Annotated in this window: 20 protein-coding genes; 10 read left to right on the top strand and 10 right to left on the bottom strand. The window is 45.2% G+C overall.

What is annotated here, in order from left to right:
* The first annotated feature begins 211 nt into the window (after positions 1 to 211).
* The 3 genes from upp to hda all read left to right on the top strand — a co-directional run bounded on the left by upp (position 212) and on the right by hda (position 3,327).
* Positions 212 to 838, top strand: coding sequence for a uracil phosphoribosyltransferase (gene upp, locus PSI17_RS06380; protein ID WP_273551171.1), 627 nt, complete (start codon positions 212 to 214; stop codon positions 836 to 838).
* 68 nt (positions 839 to 906) lie between these two features.
* Positions 907 to 2,211 carry a uracil permease gene (uraA, locus tag PSI17_RS06385; protein WP_273551172.1) on the top strand — a complete coding sequence of 435 codons (1,305 nt, stop codon included), beginning with the start codon at positions 907 to 909 and terminating at the stop codon, positions 2,209 to 2,211.
* 408 nt (positions 2,212 to 2,619) lie between these two features.
* Positions 2,620 to 3,327 (top strand): DnaA inactivator Hda, encoded by a 708-nt coding sequence (gene hda / locus PSI17_RS06390; RefSeq protein ID WP_273551173.1) that lies wholly within the window; start codon positions 2,620 to 2,622, stop codon positions 3,325 to 3,327.
* A gap of 94 nt (positions 3,328 to 3,421) precedes the next feature.
* Here hda and arsC read toward each other — a convergent pair whose 3' ends face one another.
* A complete protein-coding gene (gene arsC, locus PSI17_RS06395) occupies positions 3,422 to 3,778 on the bottom strand; it encodes an arsenate reductase (glutaredoxin) (protein ID WP_273551174.1) in 357 nt (118 codons plus the stop codon).
* Between the two features lie 15 nt (positions 3,779 to 3,793).
* Positions 3,794 to 5,242, bottom strand: coding sequence for a beta-barrel assembly-enhancing protease (locus PSI17_RS06400; RefSeq protein ID WP_273551175.1), 1,449 nt, complete (start codon positions 5,240 to 5,242; stop codon positions 3,794 to 3,796).
* Between the two features lie 171 nt (positions 5,243 to 5,413).
* On the opposite strand from PSI17_RS06400, the gene PSI17_RS06405 reads away from it, so the two are divergent.
* The gene (locus PSI17_RS06405; protein ID WP_273551176.1) at positions 5,414 to 6,493 is read left to right on the top strand and encodes an AI-2E family transporter; all 1,080 of its coding nucleotides are present in this window, start codon (positions 5,414 to 5,416) and stop codon (positions 6,491 to 6,493) included.
* A 164-nt stretch (positions 6,494 to 6,657) separates the two neighbouring features.
* On the opposite strand, the gene bcp is transcribed toward PSI17_RS06405, so the two are convergent.
* Entirely contained in the window at positions 6,658 to 7,125 is a 468-nt protein-coding gene (bcp, locus tag PSI17_RS06410) for a thioredoxin-dependent thiol peroxidase (RefSeq protein WP_273551177.1), read from the bottom strand.
* A gap of 14 nt (positions 7,126 to 7,139) precedes the next feature.
* Entirely contained in the window at positions 7,140 to 7,697 is a 558-nt protein-coding gene (locus PSI17_RS06415; RefSeq protein ID WP_273551178.1) for a glycine cleavage system transcriptional repressor, read from the bottom strand.
* 236 nt (positions 7,698 to 7,933) lie between these two features.
* Between PSI17_RS06415 and dapA the strand changes: the two genes are divergently transcribed.
* The 3 genes from dapA (at position 7,934) to purC (ending at position 10,717) form a co-directional block, all read left to right on the top strand.
* Positions 7,934 to 8,833 carry a 4-hydroxy-tetrahydrodipicolinate synthase gene (gene dapA / locus PSI17_RS06420; protein ID WP_273551179.1) on the top strand — a complete coding sequence of 300 codons (900 nt, stop codon included), beginning with the start codon at positions 7,934 to 7,936 and terminating at the stop codon, positions 8,831 to 8,833.
* A gap of 17 nt (positions 8,834 to 8,850) precedes the next feature.
* Complete coding sequence (bamC, locus tag PSI17_RS06425; RefSeq protein WP_273551180.1) at positions 8,851 to 9,897, top strand: outer membrane protein assembly factor BamC; 1,047 nt, start codon at positions 8,851 to 8,853, stop codon at positions 9,895 to 9,897.
* Between the two features lie 106 nt (positions 9,898 to 10,003).
* Positions 10,004 to 10,717, top strand: coding sequence for a phosphoribosylaminoimidazolesuccinocarboxamide synthase (gene purC, locus PSI17_RS06430; protein WP_273551181.1), 714 nt, complete (start codon positions 10,004 to 10,006; stop codon positions 10,715 to 10,717).
* Between the two features lie 100 nt (positions 10,718 to 10,817).
* On the opposite strand, the gene PSI17_RS06435 is transcribed toward purC, so the two are convergent.
* Positions 10,818 to 11,171: a hypothetical protein gene (locus PSI17_RS06435; RefSeq protein WP_273551182.1), complete on the bottom strand. Its 354-nt coding sequence runs from the start codon at positions 11,169 to 11,171 to the stop codon at positions 10,818 to 10,820.
* 290 nt (positions 11,172 to 11,461) lie between these two features.
* On the opposite strand from PSI17_RS06435, the gene PSI17_RS06440 reads away from it, so the two are divergent.
* Both PSI17_RS06440 and PSI17_RS06445 read left to right on the top strand, forming a co-directional pair.
* A complete protein-coding gene (locus PSI17_RS06440; RefSeq protein ID WP_273551183.1) occupies positions 11,462 to 11,914 on the top strand; it encodes a DUF441 domain-containing protein in 453 nt (150 codons plus the stop codon).
* Positions 11,915 to 11,993: 79 nt separating this feature from the next.
* Complete coding sequence (locus PSI17_RS06445; RefSeq protein ID WP_273551184.1) at positions 11,994 to 14,159, top strand: tRNA(Met) cytidine acetyltransferase TmcA; 2,166 nt, start codon at positions 11,994 to 11,996, stop codon at positions 14,157 to 14,159.
* On the opposite strand, the gene PSI17_RS06450 is transcribed toward PSI17_RS06445, so the two are convergent.
* From PSI17_RS06450 to PSI17_RS06470, 5 genes are all read right to left on the bottom strand, one after another.
* A complete protein-coding gene (locus PSI17_RS06450; RefSeq protein WP_045971174.1) occupies positions 14,104 to 14,298 on the bottom strand; it encodes a YpfN family protein in 195 nt (64 codons plus the stop codon). The genes PSI17_RS06445 and PSI17_RS06450 overlap by 56 nt on opposite strands.
* A gap of 129 nt (positions 14,299 to 14,427) precedes the next feature.
* The gene (locus tag PSI17_RS06455) at positions 14,428 to 15,096 is read right to left on the bottom strand and encodes a M15 family metallopeptidase (protein ID WP_273551185.1); all 669 of its coding nucleotides are present in this window, start codon (positions 15,094 to 15,096) and stop codon (positions 14,428 to 14,430) included.
* Complete coding sequence (dapE, locus tag PSI17_RS06460) at positions 15,093 to 16,220, bottom strand: succinyl-diaminopimelate desuccinylase (RefSeq protein ID WP_273551186.1); 1,128 nt, start codon at positions 16,218 to 16,220, stop codon at positions 15,093 to 15,095. The genes PSI17_RS06455 and dapE overlap by 4 nt, the downstream gene beginning before the upstream one ends.
* Positions 16,221 to 16,234: 14 nt before the next feature.
* The gene (locus PSI17_RS06465; RefSeq protein ID WP_273551187.1) at positions 16,235 to 16,645 is read right to left on the bottom strand and encodes an ArsC family reductase; all 411 of its coding nucleotides are present in this window, start codon (positions 16,643 to 16,645) and stop codon (positions 16,235 to 16,237) included.
* A gap of 274 nt (positions 16,646 to 16,919) precedes the next feature.
* The gene (locus PSI17_RS06470) at positions 16,920 to 17,555 is read right to left on the bottom strand and encodes a response regulator (protein WP_273551188.1); all 636 of its coding nucleotides are present in this window, start codon (positions 17,553 to 17,555) and stop codon (positions 16,920 to 16,922) included.
* A gap of 669 nt (positions 17,556 to 18,224) precedes the next feature.
* On the opposite strand from PSI17_RS06470, the gene maeB reads away from it, so the two are divergent.
* Positions 18,225 to 20,504, top strand: coding sequence for an NADP-dependent oxaloacetate-decarboxylating malate dehydrogenase (gene maeB, locus PSI17_RS06475; RefSeq protein ID WP_273551200.1), 2,280 nt, complete (start codon positions 18,225 to 18,227; stop codon positions 20,502 to 20,504).
* Positions 20,505 to 20,668 lie beyond the last annotated feature (164 nt).

Raw genomic sequence — 20,668 nt, forward strand, 5'->3', positions numbered from 1 at the left:
CGGTTGCATTTTTATGAATAAAACAGAACGGCAACAATTCTAACAGTCTAAGCAAACGTTTGCGATAGCTTTATATCAGTTTCCTGTTAGATCAGAATCAAAGAAAACGAGGTTTAATGGATAAAAATTAATAGATGGGTAGTGGCTTGATGTTGAAAAGGCGTTATAATCCCGCGATTTTTTTATCTGCCGGCCATATTAGGAGAAACCCATGAAGATCGTTGAGGTTAATCACCCGCTAGTTAAACATAAACTTGGTCTGATGCGAGATCATGATATAAGCACCAAACGCTTTCGTGAACTGGCCTCAGAGGTGGGTAGTCTTCTGACATATGAAGCAACTGCTGATTTAGACGTCGAAAAAGTGACCATTGAGGGATGGTGTGGCCCGGTAGAGATAGAGCAGATTAAAGGGAAAAAAATTACGGTAGTCCCTATCCTGCGTGCGGGTTTGGGCATGATGGATGGCGTACTGGAAAATATCCCGAGTGCGCGAATCAGTGTGGTTGGGGTGTATCGTGATGAAGAAACCCTTGAACCCGTCCCTTATTTTCAAAAATTAGTGTCCGACATCAATGAGCGCATGGCATTGGTTGTCGATCCCATGTTGGCAACCGGTGGCTCCATGATTGCGACCATTGACTTGCTGAAAAAAGCGGGATGCCCTGTGATTAAGGTATTGGTTTTGGTTGCTGCGCCGGAAGGGATCGCGGCATTGGAGAAAGCCCACCCTGATGTTGAACTGTATACCGCTTCGATTGATAAATATCTCAATGAGCATGGGTACATCGTCCCCGGTTTAGGGGATGCAGGGGATAAAATATTTGGCACTAAATAATATTAATAGCCGACTGAAAAGTCGGCTTTTTTTGGTTTCTGGCAAGGTGATATAAGAGGATATCAATCATGACCCGTCGGACTATTGGGGTAGAAGAAAAACCGCCTTTGGCACAGACTATTCCTTTAAGTTTGCAACATCTGTTTGCCATGTTTGGTGCAACCGTTTTGGTTCCCATTTTGTTTAACGTCAATCCCGCGACGGTTTTATTGTTCAATGGCATTGGAACATTGCTGTATTTGGTCATTTGTCGAGGAAAAATTCCGGCTTATTTGGGTTCCAGCTTTGCTTTTATTTCACCGGTATTGTTGTTACTGCCTTTGGGATATGAATTGGCATTGGGTGGATTTATTGTCTGTGGTTTGCTGTTTTGTCTGGTTGCCCTGATTGTCAAAGTGGCGGGAAGGGGATGGATCAATGTGCTATTTCCTCCGGCAGCGATGGGTGCCATTGTTGCGGTGATCGGGTTGGAATTGGCCGGTGTTGCCGCGGATATGGCGGGGTTGCGCCCGGCAGCGGGGACTGAGGTGAATCTGACCAATCTGACCATCGCCATGGTAACACTGGGTGTGACGATCTTGGGATCGGTCATGTTCCGTGGTTTTATGGCGATCATTCCGATTCTGATTGGTGTTTTGGCCGGTTATGCGTTGTCATTCTTTATGGGAATTGTTGACTTAACCCCAGTCCGTGAAGCGCCGTGGTTTGCACTGCCGACGTTTTATACCCCGCGTTTTGAATGGTTTGCCATTATGACGATTTTACCTGCGGCGCTGGTGGTCATTGCGGAACATGTCGGGCACTTGGTGGTAACGGCAAATATTGTACAGAAAGATTTGCTGAAAAATCCGGGCCTGCATCGTTCAATGTTTGCCAACGGTTTCTCAACGATAATTTCAGGTTTTTTTGGTTCAACACCTAACACAACGTATGGCGAAAATATTGGTGTTATGGCGCTTACCCGTGTGTACAGCACATGGGTGATTGGAGGCGCTGCGGTACTGGCAATATTGCTTTCCTGCGTGGGTAAACTGGCCGCGGCGATCCAAATTATCCCGGTTCCCGTTATGGGCGGTGTTTCCCTGCTGTTATATGGCGTGATTGGTGCATCCGGTATCCGGGTTTTGATTGATTCGAAAGTGGATTACAGCAAGGCACAAAATTTGATCCTGACGGCTGTTATTTTGATTATTGGTGTCAGCGGGGCGAAAATTCAGATCGGTGCGGCTGAATTAAAGGGAATGGCGCTGGCAACGATGGTGGGTATTGGTTTGAGTCTGTTTTTCAAACTGATAAGTATTATCCGCCCAGAAGAGCAGTATATTCATTCTTCTGTCGAGCCAATAAGAAATGATAATAAGAGTGAAGTGTAGAAGAAAATAGGTTAATTAAATTTGTGAGATTAGAAAGGGCTTTTCAAGGCCCTTTCTGCTTTTAAATCACATTGGCATGACTCTGATTGAATAGGTGGGGGTGTTTCTTTCGTCTGTTTTGGAAAAACTTTATTTTCCATATGATATATATTTATAAAAATATGGTCATGGGCTTCAGAAACCCATATAGGATTATGTCTATTATTTTTTGGGTTAGGATCTTTTACTTGTCATAATTGAAAATAACGTGAGATGAATAAGTTAAAACGACCCGGTTGGTCGTAATCTCTCCATTTTATGGAAGAATGTACTCGGATGGTCACCTTCTGCTTTAAACCCAGCATTCGTTTCATTTATAGAGACTTTTTGTGGTAAACTTAGCACTGTTCGTTATCCATTCTGTTTGAGGTGCTTCTGAATACACCGTCGCAGCTTTCATTACCATTATATTTGCCCGATGATGAAACTTTTGCCAGTTTCTTTGCAGGTGAGAATACTTCCTTATTAGCCGCAGTAAAATTGGCCATTAGTCAGTCACACGGCAGTTATATCTATTTTTGGTCCCGCGATGGCGGGGGCAAGAGCCATTTGCTTCATGCAGCCTGTGCCGAATTGTCCCAACAGGGAGAAGCTGTAGGGTATGTGCCACTGGATAAACGTGCCTATTTTGTTCCTGAAGTTCTTGATGGCATGGAACATTTATCATTAGTGTGCATCGATAATATTGAGTGTATTGCCGGTGATCAGGAATGGGAAATGGCTGTTTTCAATCTTTACAACCGCATTGTAGAAATTGGCCGAACTTGTCTTTTGATCACTGGTGATCGTCCTCCACGGCAAATTAACCTGACACTCCCGGATTTGGCATCCCGTCTGGATTGGGGGCAAATTTACAAATTACAGCCGCTGTCTGACGATGAGAAAATCCAAGCATTGCAGCTACGGGCAAGATTACGGGGTTTTGAATTGCCTGAGGATGTGGGGCGGTTTGTGTTGAAACGGCTCGACAGGGAAATGCAAACATTGTTTAAGACTTTGGATGAGCTTGATCGGGCTTCCATTGTGGCACAACGTAAACTGACGATCCCGTTTGTAAAAGATATCCTTGAGCTTTGAGTGACTAAAGCCGAAAGGGAACGGGTCAGGATAAAAAAGTGATAGAGAATATCTCCCTGTCACTTTTTTATTGAAAATTTTTATTGAAAAAGCGTTACAACAGAATTTCTTTAACCTGCTCAGGCGGACGACCCAAACGAGCCTTATCACCGACAACCACAATGGGGCGCTCTATCAATTTAGGATTTTCAGCCATCGCCTGAAGCAAGGCCGTTTGGGATAACGTCGCATCGTCAAGGTTTAATTCCTTGTAGCGATCTTCTTTGGTACGCATTAATTGGCGGGCATCGTTGAAGCCGAGTTGCTTTAATAGTACGGCAAGTTGTTCTGCTGTCGGTGGCGTATCAAGATAATGAATGATTTCTGGTGTAATGCCGAGTTCTTCAACCAGCTTAAGTGTTTCACGGCTCTTTGAGCAGCGGGGATTATGGTAAAAGGTAACGTGTTGCATGTGAAAATCCTTCATTCATTTATATTGGCCATAGCTTTGTTGCAATTGGCGCAATTGATCAATCCGGGCATCATATCGTTCTTGCTCATTACTACCCAATTTTGCCAATGAACTGGCCTTGCCAAGTTGTTCTATGGCGGAGTCAAAATCACCTTTCAGTGCAATGAGTTCTGCATAGGCGGCGAGTTCATCGTTGTGTTTTCCTTGTCCTCCGGCTGCTTTTCTTAACAGTGTCCAGCCATTAAGGTCATCAGGGTGATTGAAGGTATAACGAAACAGAAGTTGTGAGGCCTGAGAATACTTCTTGTCCATAAGGTACGCGTTTGCGAGGTTAATTTGCAATACCGGATTGTTTTTCTGCTGCTTGAGTGCATCCTGCAAGCGAGTGATCGCGTTGGTATACTGTTTTTGCTCGATATCAATATCCGTCATTGTATCGATAAACCAAATGTTATCCGGTTGTCTATCCAGCAATGGCGATAAGATTGCCCTGGCCTCGGCATACTTTTTGTCTTGAGAGAGTAAAATGGCGCGTCCATAGGCAGCAGCAAGCTGTTCTTTGGCGGTACCTTGGCTATATTTTTTCAGCAATGGTTCAATGTGGGGACGTTGATCCGTTGAATACATAGTTAAAATACGGACACGGGCGAACAGAAAATCTTGAGACTCTGCAACCGTTTTAGCCGGATATTGATTGGCCCGATTACGGGCGTCAGACATACGGCTGTCAGGTAATGGGTGAGTATATAGCATTTCAGGCAGCTTAGAGCTATAGCGGGATTGATCGACCAGTGCCTGCATAAAATTAGGCATGCCGTGTGGATCAAATCCTGCTCGACTCAGTGTTCGCATGCCAATACGATCCGCTTCTTGCTCATTCGATTGGGTAAAACTGATGATACCTTGCTGGAAGCCCGCCAGTGTTCCGCTGAGTGCAACCATTCCTGCTTGTGGATTGGCCACCATAAGCAGGAGAGAACCCAGTGTGCCAGCCCATGTCAGTGGTTTGTTCCGTTTTTGTTCTTCCATAAATCGGGCTAAATGCCGCTGTGTAACATGGGAAATCTCGTGGGCCATGACAGATGCCAGTTCACTTTCATTACGGCTATAGCGAAATAGTGCCGAATGGAGAACAACATGGCCGCCGAAAAATGCGTAGGCATTAATATTAGGGTTATCTAACAAATAGAAATGGAAAGGTGTTTTTACTGAATCGGCATGGTTGACTAATTTCTGACCCAATTGATTAATGTATTGGGTCAGCAGCGGGTCATAAATCAGGGGGGATTGGGCCCTTATTGAACGTATATATAAATCGCCCATGGCCATCTCCTGATTGATGCTGAGCGTTGCCCCCGCTGTGGTGCCGATATCAGGTAGCGAGTCTTCAGTTGGTGAAGAGAATACAGGGGGATTGCCTAATAACAACAGGCTGATAAAAAGGGTTTGGGGTATTTTTCTCATAAAGCGATTCTCATAAAATGGTGTGCTCCATTCTAGCTATCAGTTTCATGAATACTTTTATGATAAAAGAGTACCTTAAAATCCTTCATCATCATAAATTTTAGTGAAAAATATTTATATGTATTGCAGCAAAGGAGTTGTACTTATGTTGGATAAATGGGAGTTGTACTTATGTTTGATATGATCATGCAATGGTATCGTCGTCGTTTCGCTGATCCACAAGTCATTGCGTTATCAATTATTTTATTGGCGGGTTTTGGGATTATCTATTTTTTCAATGGGATCCTGGCCCCGCTCCTTGCCGCGATTGTACTGGCTTATTTGCTGGAGTGGCCCACGGTGCAATTAGGAAAGTTAGGGTGTAGCCGTACCCTCTCTGTTTCCATTGTGTTAACCATTTTTATGGGGATCAGTGCGTTGGTGATCTTGATTGTTGCCCCGACAGTCTGGAGGCAGGGTTTAAACTTATTCTCCGATCTTCCCAATATGCTTAATCGGTTTAATGAATACGCGCATACTTTTCCCTCCCGTTATCCTGCGCTGGTTGATGCCGGTATTATCGATATGGTTGCTGATAATCTGCGTGGCAAACTCTCTGGGGCGGGTGAATCCGTCTTTAAGTTTTCGGTTGCCTCTCTGATTGGGTTATTGACGCTGGCGATTTATTTGATTCTGGTTCCCTTGATGGTGTTCTTTCTGTTGAAAGATAAAGACCAAATGGTGGCGGCATTGCAGCATGTATTGCCACGTAATCGCAGTTTGGCGGGGAAAGTGTGGCGCGAAATGAACCAGCAGATTACCAATTATATCCGCGGCAAAGTGACAGAAATGGTCATATTGACGCTCTGCACATATGCAGTATTTGCTTTCTTTGGATTGCATTATTCTCTGTTGCTGGCGGTTCTGGTCGGTTTGTCTGTGCTCATTCCTTATATCGGCACCGTGCTTGTCACCCTTCCGGTGATTGTGGTGGCGCTGTTTCAATGGGGATGCGGGGCTGATTTCTGGGCTCTGTTTATCGCGTATCTGGTGGTGCAAGGGTTAGATGGTAACCTGCTTGTGCCAATTTTGTTTTCGGAAGCCGTCAATCTTCATCCACTGGTTATTATCCTGTCTGTCATTATTTTTGGTGGATTATGGGGATTCTGGGGCGTTTTCTTTGCCATTCCGCTGGCAACGTTAATCAAGGCAGTGATTCATGCCTGGCCGGAGGAAAATCTGAAAGAAAAAAGTGACAATGGCAATGACTGATATTGCACCATGACGAATGGTTATTTATCGCGAAAATATTAAAAATCCGTTTGCTTTGAGTATGATGCAATAAAGTACTCAGTGAAAGTCAATCAGTTGCCGCTTTATTGATTGAGCGGCAACGCATTTAATCTATTACGCCGGCGATGGTGGCAGGCTGGCGATTAATGTTGTTTCAGGTAATCCAGTACAACCTGATGATGCTCGCTGGTTTTGAATTTATCAAAAACGTGTTCAATCTCACCTTGTGGATTAATCAAGAAACTGATGCGGTGAATGCCGTCATAGATTTTCCCCATGAACTGTTTTTTGCCCCAAACACCAAATTGTTCGGCAACTTGATGATCAACATCAGAAAGCAGCGTGAAATTCAGCATCTCTTTTTCGACAAAGCGGGCTAACTTTTCAGGGGCATCGGTGCTGATACCCAGTACCTTAACATTGACGTCTTTTAGTTCATCCACCGAGTCACGCAAGCCACATGCCTGAACGGTGCAGCCCGGCGTCATCGCCTTGGGGTAAAAATAAACTAAAACACGTTGACCTTTGAAGTCAGATAAATTAATGGGTTCGCCATTTTGGTCAGGAAGGTTGAATTGAGGGGCCTTATCACCAGTTTTCAATGGACTCATCACTCATTCTCCGTTTAATCGTGTTGATTTAAATGTTCTTGGACGATAATACTGCCTTGCGCATTCAATTCTGTACATAGATGATGAAAGGTTTCTTTAAATATCGTGCCATTATCATCAAATGGGTTGTGGCCTGTAATTTGAATTTGCAGGCGAGCGGGGTGATCTGCCTCGGCAGGGTGTGTTTTTGATACCAGTTCCGCGATATTAAGATCTTGGGTCGTGAATAAACTGGTAAAACGTTCAACAATTCCCGGTGAATCATCGACATCTACCTTAACGGTGATGGTCGAAGGAAATATTTTCTGTTCCCCACACCGGGTACGTTTCATGACGATGAGTAATTCAAGTCCTGCCCCCTTCTGTGGCAAGGTTGACTCGATCAAAGTAATGGCATTCCAGCTACCAGATAGTAACATGATAAAAGTAAATTCTTCGCCAAACATTGCCAGCCGGCTGTCTTCAATATTACAGCCGCATGTACTGACGAGGCGGGTAATGGTATTGACGATGCCGGGACGATCGGTACCGAGGGCGGTGATCACTAAAAAATGCTGTTCTGATATTGGCAATGTGGTTTTCCTTTCGTTTTAATTGGTGTTTGCTGTGTTTAAACATAAAAAATGATCAACGGAAGGTCAATCGCATTTATCCGAAGAGCAAAATTATCATTTCTGTTTAATTGGCTACACTTGATATTAACAAAATTCATTGAAATCGCTTGTTTAAAGAGTTTTCTTCTGTATGACAAGAAAGTACCATAAACTCCTCATTTGCAATTTTAGTTTTAACTCAGGGGGAAATGGCAATGGTAAGCAATCATTCTGGTTTTACAGGCAGTATTGTTGCATTGATAACTCCGATGGACTCAGCGGGTCAGATTGATAAGGCCGGTTTGAGAAAATTGATTGATTATCATATCGCCAGCGGGACATCTGCGATTGTGTCTGTTGGTACAACCGGCGAGTGTGCAACGCTTAACCATGACGAACACGTTAATGTTGTACTCACAACACTGGAAATAGCGGATGGACGCATTCCCGTGATTGCAGGAACAGGGGCAAATGCGACAGCGGAAGCCATCTCCCTGACCCATTGTTTCGAAAACACAGGGGTTGTGGGTTGCCTGTCGGTGACACCTTATTATAATAAGCCATCACAGGAAGGCTTATATTTGCACTATAAGGCAATCGCTGAGAATACTGACTTACCACAAATTCTGTATAATGTGCCATCTCGTACCGGATGTGATTTATTGCCACCGACGGTTGCGCGTTTGGCGGAACTGAAAAATATTGTTGCGCTAAAGGAAGCGACAGGGAACTTAAGTCGTGTTAGTCAGATCCAAGAATTGGTTAATGATGAAAATTTCATTCTTCTGAGTGGTGATGACGCAAGTTTTGTCGATTTCATGCAGCTTGGTGGTAAAGGTGTGATTTCTGTGACCGCAAACGTTGCGGCAGCGGAAATGGCACAGGTGTGTGAATTGGCTGGGCAAGGTAAATTTTTGCAAGCTCGTGACCTGAACAGCCGACTGATGGGTTTGCATCATCAATTATTTGTTGAACCTAGCCCGACGCCAGTTAAGTGGGCTTGCCGTCAATTGGGATTGATTGCCGATGATACATTGCGTTTGCCGATGATTCCGCTAACGCAGGAAGGGCAAATTCCGGTTGATAAGGCCTTGAAAATAGCTGGATTACTGTAAAATTTTAGGGAATTTTAATGGCAACATTATTGCAAAAATCGAAGGTCATGAAGATTGCTGGCCTGTCATTGGTAGTTTTGTTAGCTGCCTGTTCCAGCGATCAGCGCTATAAACGTCAGGTCAGCGGGGATCAATCCTATCTTGACGCGCCGCCACTGAAAGTATTGAACATTCCTGCGGGAATGATATTGCCGCTGCAAAATGGCGAATATAATATTCCGGCAACGGCTTCAACGGGGGCAGTGGGTAAAGATTTGGATATCCGTCCTCCTGTGCAGGCGCTGGCGTTATTGACGGGTTCCCGCGTTGAAAATAGTGCTAACAGCAGTAAGTTGTTGCTTGAAAATACCCCTGAATACAGCAAATTATGGTCACAGGTCAACAATCTGCTGGCAGAAAAAGGGTATAAGGTCAGCCATAAAGATGACGCTGCGCAGACGTTGACGACAGACTGGATTATCTGGCAGCGGGCAGATGAAAATGTTCCTTATCAGGGGCGCTACCGTGTTTCAGTTACCGATCAGGATTACCAAATAGCCCTGTCTGTTTCGAATGAAGGCTTAAAACATGGTGAAAAGGTTATTACCAATCCGGTGGATATCCAGCGTTACAACGTCATCATGCTGAATAAACTGGCGAGTGGCTTAAGCCTGCAACAAGAAGCGGCGAGCCTGAGCAGTGCTAAAAATTCCGGGGCATTAACGGTACAAAGCGGTAGTGATAATACCGGCTTGCCGCAAATCATTGTACGGGCACCTTACAACATCGTCTGGAGCAGGTTGCCCCATGCGTTGGAAAATATCGGCATGAACGTCACGGATCGTACGCGTTCCACCGGCGCGATAGAGGTGACTTATCAAGGACGAAACCCTTCTGATTGGGAAGCGTTGGGAGTAGAAGCGCCTCCCCTCAGCGAAAAAAATTACAAATTACAGGTGGGTGATTTGGATAACCGGAGCAGCCTACAGTTTATCAGCGAAAAAGGTAAACCGCTGACGCAATCTGAAAACGATCAGATGGTGTCTGTGCTGGAAGCGGTATTTAGCCAATCCAAAGAGAAGTAACAGATAAAGGGGCCTCAGGCCCCTTTATCGTTGGGATAAGATATTTGGGATAAGTTTGTTGTTTAATTTTTTTACGTTTAAAGATGTCATATTTCCGGAGTATAAAATGCAGAAAAAAGCTGAGTTGTATCGTGGAAAGGCAAAAACAGTGTATACCACTGATAATCCTGACTTACTTGTGCTGGAATTCCGTAATGATACATCAGCATTGGATGGTGAACGCATTGAACAGTTCGATCGCAAGGGAATGGTGAATAATAAATTCAATCATTTCATTATGGGCAAACTGGAAGAAGCGGGCATTCCGACGCAAATGGAACAGCGGTTGTCAGATAATGAATCCTTGGTGAAAAAACTGGATATGGTACCTGTTGAATGCGTTATTCGTAACCGTGCCGCAGGCTCCCTTGTTAAGCGTCTGGGAGTGGAAGAGGGAATGCTGCTGGATCCGCCACTGTTTGACCTGTTTCTGAAAGATGATGCCAAGCATGATCCCATGGTTAATGAATCCTACTGTGAGACATTCGGTTGGGTGAGTAAAGAACACTTATCTGAAATGAGACGTCTGAGCTACAAGGCCAATGAAGTATTGAGCAAATTATTTGATGATGCGGGCCTGATCCTGGTGGATTTTAAGTTGGAATTTGGTTTGTTCAACGGCAAGGTCGTATTGGGAGATGAATTTTCACCGGACGGTAGCCGCTTATGGGATAAGCAGACGATGGATAAAATGGATAAAGACCGTTTTCGCCAAAGTCTCGGTGGCTTGATCGAAGCGTATGAAGAAGTTGCACGCCGTATTGGCGTTATTTTGGACTAATGACGCAAACGATTACTTGAAAATATTTTTTTAAATAAAAATAAAAGGATGCCCTGTAACAAAAGGGCATCCTGTCCCTGTCTGGTACGTTAAATCAACTTTAGAGCAGGGATCGGGTTTGTTGTTTCCAGCCTTTTTGTAGCATGCAGTTGCGATAAAACTCTCTTCTGGAATCCTCGTTAACATCTATCACATAGCTTTCGTACATAGGAACATTTTGATAGTAATAACCTTCTTTTCCGCATTTGTCGTCATTCGAGCAGGGTTGCCGCACGCTTTTCAGCGTTGATCTTTGGGCAACTTCATTTTTTACAGGAAATAGATTTGATGCCGACGATTGGCACTCAGCCATAGCTTCATTGAGCGGAGGTGGGTTACTTGTTGCAGGTACCCATTGAGTGGTACAACCTGCTAAGGAGCAACACATTAACAGGGAGAACATTAATTTTTTCATATCGCTTCTACGAACGCATCTTAATTGCAACGCATTGCTTGCAATCTTTCTGCATTGGCCTTGGTAAAAATGTTGGTGTTTATCAATAAAGCTAGCTTGTTATTGACGTTATGGGCAAATTGCCTGTGTTGTGATACTTTCCACGATCAAAATTTTGCTATCAAGAAATAAGATGGCATCTTGATTCGTGTGAATAATTATTTATCAATGTTATTACTAAAAGCAAGCGTGTTAATAAAACCGTCAGTCGCTTCGCGATTATTGTTTTATCGGTGTTTACAGGAAAACTCATGAGCCATATTGATCCGACGTTACTTATTTTACTTGTGCTTGCAGGACTTGGCATCATCAGTCATAACATGACAGTGACACTCGCCATGTTATTTCTGTTAGTCGTTCGTATCACACCATTAAATCAGTTTTTCCCTTGGGTGGAAAAGTATGGCTTGACGATAGGTATCCTGATCCTGACAGTCGGCGTCATGGCACCGATTGCCAGTGGGAAAATCTCCGCACAGGACATTCTTGGCTCTTTCTTAAATTGGAAATCCCTGTTGGCTATTGCGGTGGGTATCTTGGTGTCATGGTTGGGGAGCCGCGGGGTTGCTTTAATGTCCGGCCAGCCGTCTACGGTGGCTGGATTATTAGTCGGCACCGTGTTGGGGGTGGCGCTATTTAGGGGCGTTCCCGTAGGCCCATTGATTGCTGCGGGTATTTTATCGATTTTGATTGGCAAATGGTGAGTGCTGATAGCCCTTTTAACGTAGCCATCAATCAGAGAGTTCACATGTTATACGGTTCATATTATGGATAGTTCGTACTATGTATAGCTTATGGCACAGCGCATGGGCAACTTTGTGGGAAAAGTTGCAGACACAAATGCAACAACAGGGACAGCGCCGTTTGCTCGTTTTAAGTGGTGATCCCCAATGGAGTGCATCCATTGTCAATCAGCTAACAGAACAGTTTCAAGGGAATTGGCTCACGGTTTCAGCCCATGTCTCCGGTGCTGTTGATCCGACAAATGCCGCCAGCTTGCTGGGGCGTGAATTCTTGCATGGTGTTTTTGACGCAACGAAAGGGCTGCATGCGGAAGCATTGGCGATACTGGCCGGCACACTAAAAGCGGGAAGCTGGTTGGTGATGCGTGTACCCGCGTGGTCACAATGGCCGGAACAACCTGATGAAGATAGTCTGCGCTGGAATGAATCGGCCGGTGTCATTTCGACGCCTCATTTTATTCGTCATATCCAGCAGCAAATCCTCGCGTTTCCCGAAGTCGTATTATGGCGTCAGGAAATTCCTTTTCAGCCCGCTCAGATATTGCCATTGCCTGAAACCGCCGCGTGGCAGATGCCTGATGGTAATCCGACGGTGAGCCAGCAAGCTATTCTTGGCGAATTGCTACAGGCGACACAGGGCGTTTGGGTGATCACCGCACCACGGGGACGGGGAAAATCGGCGCTGGCGGGCATGTTAGTGCGATATTGGCAGGGCCAGTGCTGGTTATGTGCTCCCGCAAAAATAACGACGGAGGTGATCCGGCGTTACTCCGCCAGTTCAGATCCTGTTGAGCCGGCCTCTTTGGAACAAGAGACGCCTTTTTGGGCGGTTGATAATTTGTTGAAATATTGCCGTGCCAAACGTGCCAAAAAAGAGGGACAGGAAAATAAAAACGATGCGGACTGGTTATTGATTGACGAGGCCGCGGCGATCCCAACGCCACAATTGGCCGAATTGATCCGCTATTTTCCGCGCGTATTGCTGACTTCCACGGTTCAAGGTTATGAAGGCACAGGCCGCGGTTTTTTGTTGAAACTTTGTGCTGCATTACCTGACTGTCATATCCGTGAATTGAAAACCCCCATGCGCTGGGCTGAAAATGATCCATTGGAAGCCTGGCTGGATAGTGCCCTGTTATTTGATGATAAACAGCGAATTGGCACACGATTAAGCGAAGAAAAATGGCACGTTCATCCGATTTATCAGCCCGAATGGTTACCAAATGCCACATTATTGCGCCAATTTTATGGCTTATTGACCAGCGCACATTACCGTACATCTCCGCTTGATCTGCGTCGATTAATGGATGGCAATGGAATGACATTTTTGGCTGCGACCTCCCGCTGTTCAGCGTATCAGCCACACTTGATAGGCGCTTTGTGGATGGTGAACGAAGGGGGATTATCACCGGAATTGGCGCATGAAATCTGGGCAGGGCGCCGGCGGCCAAGGGGAAATTTGGTCGCTCAATCTCTGGCGGCACATAGCGGCTTTCCATCGGCGGCAACCCTGCGGTCACAGCGGGTCAGCCGCATTGCTGTACAAGCGCAATATCGTCGTCGTGGTATCGCACAGCATTTGATCATCCAACAATGTCTGGCAGCCGGTAAACAAAAACTGGATTTCATCTCTGTGAGTTTTGGCTATACCGCTGATCTGTGGGCGCTTTGGCAAAAATGTGGTTTTCGATTGGTGAGGATCGGCACCCACCGGGAAGCGAGCAGTGGTTGCTATACCGCGATGGCTGTTTTACCCCTGAGTGAGCAGGGGGAACAGTTTGCTCAATCCGCACAACAACGATTATCCCGCGATGCCAGTGAATTGGAAGCGTTACTCGGCTTTGCCCTGCCGGTTAAACATGAGAATGACGAAAGGCTTAATGACAGTGACTGGCAGGAGTTGGCTGGTTTTGCATTTGCCCATCGTCCGCTGTCAGCGTCTTATTTTGCATTACAGCGATTATTGTTGCAGAGTCATTTGGCTTTGCCGGCGTTGAGAAAACATTTTCAGCAGCGGTTAACTGTCGAACAATGTGTGGGCGAGTTATCGTTGAGTGGCCGTAAGGTACTCTTGAAACATTGGCGGGAAGAGACTGCTGAGGCATTGACAAGCATCGATAACATGCTTGCCAATGACTGGAGAGATTGGGTTATTTCTTGCGATCCCGCTGTGGCCAATCATCCTCATCATCCCATTGATCGTTGAGATCCCGATGCGGGGGCAATTCGGGTTTGTTATCTAAGAAATGTTCTTTATCGACGCGACTGAGTGCTTTTACCGCGTTAACGATAATGCCAACGAGCACTAACAGAACAATCCACCAATAATCTATCAGCCAATTCATGATATTTTCCTCGGAACATTAAGAGCCTCTTCCATGAGGCTCAGGAGCCTAATAGGTTATTTCTGTTAATCAACCATTTTCATGGTCAGCAATCTTGCTGTACCACCATTTTCCTGATTGACGACTTCCTTAGTCTATTATCCTGATGTATTTTTCAAATATATAGGATAGATTGGTTTTTAACCAGTTGATGCCGGCAATATCATGATTTTCCCAGGCACTCAGCAGAACGTGTTCATCAAATAAATTTTCGGCTTCATGGGATAATGGCCAATAGCTGATATGCCACGGCTCATAAGCCACGCCAGCGTCATGGCGTGTAAAAGGGCGGTAGAAATCATAGTGAGACATGTTTTCTGTTAGCCAATGGGTTAATGGCTCAAAATACCCGCCGTTTTCATATTCCCACGGCTCCAGTTGCAGTTTTTTGCCTTCTGGCAGCAGAAAGGGATCATAAATATCCAGCTCTGTACCCCAATGATGGCGGCTCGCGCCCGGCAGGGCTGACCAGCGGAGGATCGCTTCACAACGTTCACCCTCACTCAATTTCGCGATATCAATGGGTTGGCTGTTATCATCCAATACCGGCCGCTGACCACGGAATTTTTCATTCCAGATCGTTTGCTGGCGCGTGAAATCGCGAAACGAACTGGCAGGTTGGAGTTTAAAACCTGCCCGGGTTGCCTCTTTCTGCATGGCAAGAAATGCCTTGGCGGCATTAAACTGCAAACGGTGATTGCCAGACAGCGTAATGAGGTGATCAGTGGACAAACCAGTCAGGGTTTCGGGCGTCATCATTTGATTAACTGCTCCATGATACGTTGATAAATCAGGCTCAATGCCTGCAAATCAGACACCTTGACGCATTCATTGGTTTTATGAATGGTGGCATTGAGGGGGCCCAACTCCACAACCTGAGCACCCATTTCGGCAATAAAACGCCCATCTGACGTACCGCCACTGGTTGATAGCTCTGGCTGATAGCCACAATAGTGCCCAATGGATTCAACTACCGCATCAACAAGCGCACCTTTGCAGGTCAGAAAAGGTTGGCCTGATAGCCACCAGTCAATCTCATAGTTGAGGTGATGCCTTTTCAGCATATCTTCAACTTGCTGGCGGATTTCGCCATCAGTCAGTTCAGTGCTGAAGCGGAAATTGAACTGAACCTCCAATTTACCCGGGATAACGTTATTACTGCCGGTTCCTGCCTGAATATTGGCGATCTGCATACTGGTGGCGGGGAAAAACTCATTGCCGTTATCCCAATGAGTATTGACGAGTTCTTGCAAAAAAGGCACTGAACGATGAATCGGGTTATCTGCCAATTGTGGGTAGGCAACATGCCCTTGGGTGCCAAAGATCGTCAAGCTGGCCGTCAGGGAGCCTCGGCGACCGTTTTTGATCATATCCCCCAGGCACGTTTGGCTGGAGGGTTCACCCACGAGACAATAATCCAAACGTTCATGGCGGGACATTAACGCTTCAACCACCTTAACGGTGCCATTGGTCGCTTTGGCCTCTTCGTCGGAGGTGATCAGGAAAGCCAGGCGGCCTTTATGTTCAGGATACTCTGCGACAAAACGTTCCGCCGCAACCAGCATGGCCGCCAGAGAGCCTTTCATATCCGCAGCGCCGCGACCATACAGCATGCCATCACGGATAGCGGGTTCAAAAGGGGGCGTTTGCCACTGCGATATCTCACCGGCAGGCACGACATCGGTGTGTCCGGCCAGGGCAAAAGTGACGCCGGTTCCACGATAGGCCCAAAAATTCAGGGTATCACCGAAAGGCATCCGTTCTATCGTAAAGCCAATCTCTTGCAGGCGCTGGATAAGAAGTTCCTGACAACCTTGATCTTCCGGGCTGACAGAAGGGCGCTTGATTAACTGTTGAGCAAGGTCAATGACTGGACAAATCATGGTCGTCTCCGTATCTAGTCATGCGAGAAAAATTGTTGATATTGCTCTGCCTTGAAACCGAGTAAATATTCCGCTGTTTCTGCCCCTTGGTTTTTTGCGTCTGCTGTGCTGGAAACCAGCAGAGGACGTTTTATCACCGAGGGCTGCTCCAGCATAAGTGCTTTGGCGGCTTCTGCATTATTAATGGTGGCTTTTTGCTCGTCGGACAATTTGCGCCACGTGGTACCACGGGTATTCAGGAGGGATTCCCAACTCACGTTTTCAATAAATGACTGAAGTAATTCAGGAGACAGGCCATCAAGGCGATAATCATGAAATTGATAAGAAAGCCCTTGATCTTCCAGCCAACGACGCGCTTTTTTGATGGTGTCGCAGTTTTTGATACCGTAGAGAATGGATACTTTGTGGGAAATGGTAGCTGACATGATAAGCGCCTTTTGTCTTGTTTAACCTATCCGACATAATGCGGGAAATAGGCTATTTTATCCAGACACGGGTATCGTGGATGTTTAAACTCTCGACAAAGGCCGGTTAATTACAACCCAATCAATAAATCAAATAAATAATATCTTTGTTTATTATATTTTAAATTAATTAGTTACTGATTAATTTATCCTTCTTGATAACTCACAATTTCCCCACCGACAAAACTCAGGGAAATTGTGTTCCATATTGGAGGCGTTAAGAGAGAATTCAATGCTAAATGAACGCCATTTTTCTATGTTTCAGGTAGATGATAGTAGCTTCGAGACGGGAGCGTGACTTGAGTTTTTTCAATAGGTTACGGGTATGAACTTTCACGGTTTCTTCTGAAATAAAAAGGAAGTTGGCGATTTCTTTATTTGTCATTCCTTCGGCAATTTCTTTTAAAACATCTAATTCTCGTTTGGTTAATTTTGATAACGGATCAACATAAAGGTGGCGGGTGGATAAATATTGATGGACTTTTTCACAGAACACCGCATGACCCTCTATGGCTTTTTTTATGTTGTTCAATAGAGAAGTGAGCTCGATATCTTTTAATAAATAACCATTCGCACCGGCATCAACGGCCTCGTAAATATCACTTCTGTGATCTGAATCGGAGAGTACCAGGATATAGCAATCAAGCCCTTTGCGACGGAGAGATTTAATCGTATCAATCCCTGAAAGGCCATGGATTTTCAAATCCATCAGAATAATGTCAGGCTTTATTTGACAAGCGATATTAATCGCCTCTTCACCATTGTCTGTTTCGGCAGTCACAATGAGCTCTCGTTCTAATTCAATCAACCCTTTTAAGCCGTGACGAATGATAGGATGATCATCAACTATCATGACTGAATGATTATGCATGTCCCTTCTCCCATATAGAAATGCAGATTTATGTTTAATAAAACATAAAAGACAGGTTCCTGCTTTATGTTAAATTGCTGTGTGGTTTTTATGGAGTATATTGAATCATCGTTAATGAGATTCTGAAAATATACCCGTTGTATTTCAAGATGAATTTATTATCTTCCCGCAGCGCAGGGGGATAATAATCGGTTTTCGTCTTGCAAGCGGCAACTTGAAGTTTATCGGGTATATATCCTGATATAAAAATAGCAATATCGCAAACAGGTTAAACCAATCAGGTGAAATAAAATTCACTTTCATAAGAAAATGTGTTTCCTTAATTGCCAATAATTTTCCAAATAAATTTGGATGAATATTTTATAGATTAAGTTTTGTTTTTGTAAACTTATTTTAAATATTAATTTAAAAATACACCTTTAATTAATTTATCAGGTTATTTATCAGTGATAAAATACCTCTATATGGGTATCGGTGGGATAATGCCCCTAGAATATTGATCAAATAACATTCCAACATTGTCGATCACGGCCAGACTCCCTTTGCCTGTTTTTTGCGCCTTGATTTTAAAGATTATGAACAAAATGCTGCTGACATCATGATTTAACCTTCTGTAACTATTATACTGAAACCATTTTCACTAAGACATGACGCATAAGGGATCTGATGATGGATGAAAAATTAAAACAAAGTGCTCTTGATTTTCATGAGTTTCCGCAACCTGGCAAAATTACAGTAACACCAACCAAGCCACTGGCAACACAACGTGATTTAGCATTAGCCTATTCACCGGGGGTGGCTGCACCTTGTCTTGAAATAGCAAAAGATCCTTTGGCCGCCTATAAATATACTGCACGTGGCAATCTTGTTGCGGTTATCTCCAACGGCAGTGCGGTGTTAGGGTTGGGGAATATCGGCGCATTGGCCGGTAAACCGGTTATGGAAGGTAAGGGAGTTTTGTTCAAGAAATTCTCAGGTATTGATGTTTTTGACATTGAAGTGGATGAATCCAATCCTGACAAATTGATTGATATCATCGCAGCGCTGGAACCCACTTTCGGTGGTATTAACCTTGAAGATATCAAAGCACCGGAGTGCTTCTACATTGAACAGAAACTCCGTGAGCGCATGAAAATTCCGGTATTCCACGATGATCAACATGGCACGGCCATTATCTGTACCGCTGCGGTGCTGAATGGATTGCGGGTGGTTGATAAAGACATTGGTCAAGTGCGCATGGTGGTATCAGGGGCGGGAGCTGCTTCAATTGCCTGTATGAATCTGCTGGTGGCACTGGGTCTGAAAAGTGAAAATATTGTTGTTTGTGACTCGAAAGGGGTTATCTATCGCGGCCGCGAAGCGAATATGGAAAAAACCAAAGCGGATTATGCCATTGAAGATAATGGCAGCCGTACACTGGCAGATGTGATCCCTGATGCTGATATTTTCCTCGGTTGTTCCGGGCCTGGCGTATTGACACAAGACATGGTGAAAACCATGGCAAAAAATCCGCTCATTATGGCCTTGGCTAACCCAGAGCCGGAAATTTTGCCGCCACTGGCAAAAGCCGTGCGCCCTGATGCCATTATCTGTACCGGCCGTTCTGATTTCCCTAATCAGGTGAATAACGTTCTCTGCTTCCCGTTCATCTTCCGTGGCGCATTGGATGTTGGGGCGACCACTATCAATGAAGAGATGAAACTTGCCTGCGTGCGTGCCATTGCTGATCTTGCACTGGCTGAACAAAGCCAGGAAGTGGCTTCTGCCTATGGCGATCAAGATCTGTTCTTCGGCCCTGATTATATTATTCCGAAGCCGTTTGATCCTCGCTTGATTGTCAAAATTGCACCGGCTGTCGCGAAAGCGGCGATGGAATCCGGTGTGGCAACCCGGCCTATTACCGATTTCGGGGCATATATTGAGAAACTCAATGAGTTTGTCTATAAAACCAACCTATTTATGAAGCCCATCTTCTCGCAAGCCAAAAAAGAGAAGAAACGTATTGTATTGGCCGAAGGGGAAGATATTCGTGTGCTGCATGCGACACAAGAACTGGTCTCCCTTGGGCTGGCATTCCCTGTCCTGATTGGCCGTCCCAGCGTGATTGAAATGCGGATTAAAAAGCAGGGGCTGCATATTGAAGCCGGTAAAGATTTTGAAGTAGTGAACAACGAAAATGACCCACGTTTCAAAGAATATTGGCAAGAATATTATCAGATGATGAAACGCCGTGGGGTTTCACAAGAGCAAGCCCGCCGGGCAGTGATTGGCAATCCGACGCTGATAGGCGCAATCATGGTACACCGTGGTGAAGCGGATGGCCTGATTTGTGGTACGGTTGGCGGCTATACTGAACATTACCAAGTCGTGAAAGATGTCTTTGGCTTCCGTCAGGGCGTGCATACCGCAGGAGCCATGAATGCCTTGATGCTACCGACAGGGAATACCTTCATTGCCGATACTTATGTTAATGAAGATCCAAGTCCGGAAGAGTTGGCCGAAATCACGCTGATGGCGGCGGAAACGGTTCGTCGTTTTGGTATTGAACCTAAAGTTGCCCTGTTATCGCGTTCAAGTTTTGGCTCGACTGATTGTGATTCTGCGCGAAAAATGCGTACGACACTGGAGCTGGTTCAGCAAATGGCACCATCACTTGAAATTGATGGTGAAATGCACGGGGATGCGGCTTTGGTGGAAAGTATTCGCCGCGATATCATGCCTGACAGCCCACTGAAAGGCTCCGCAAATCTGTTAATCATGCCCAATATGGAAGCGGCGCGTATCAGCTATAACTTGCTGCGTGTGACCAGCTCCGAAGGTGTCACCGTCGGCCCTGTCCTGATGGGCGTTGCGAAACCTGTTCATGTTCTGACACCGATTGCTTCGGTTCGCCGTATCGTCAATATGGTGGCATTGGCGGCGGTTGAAGCACAAACAGATCCTCTGTAAATAACGTCGGTTACTGTGCTAATTCCAACCATCAATTTGGAATGAACGCATAAATGACCCTGTTAAGGTGATGCTTAACAGGGTTTTTATTTGTAAATAATTCTCATTATCTATAGTATGCGGGCAATTTTTCTTTCAATAACACATTTAATGATCCTTAAGTT

Source organism: Xenorhabdus sp. IM139775 (assembly GCF_028598745.1).
Classification (GTDB): Bacteria; Pseudomonadota; Gammaproteobacteria; order Enterobacterales; family Enterobacteriaceae; genus Xenorhabdus.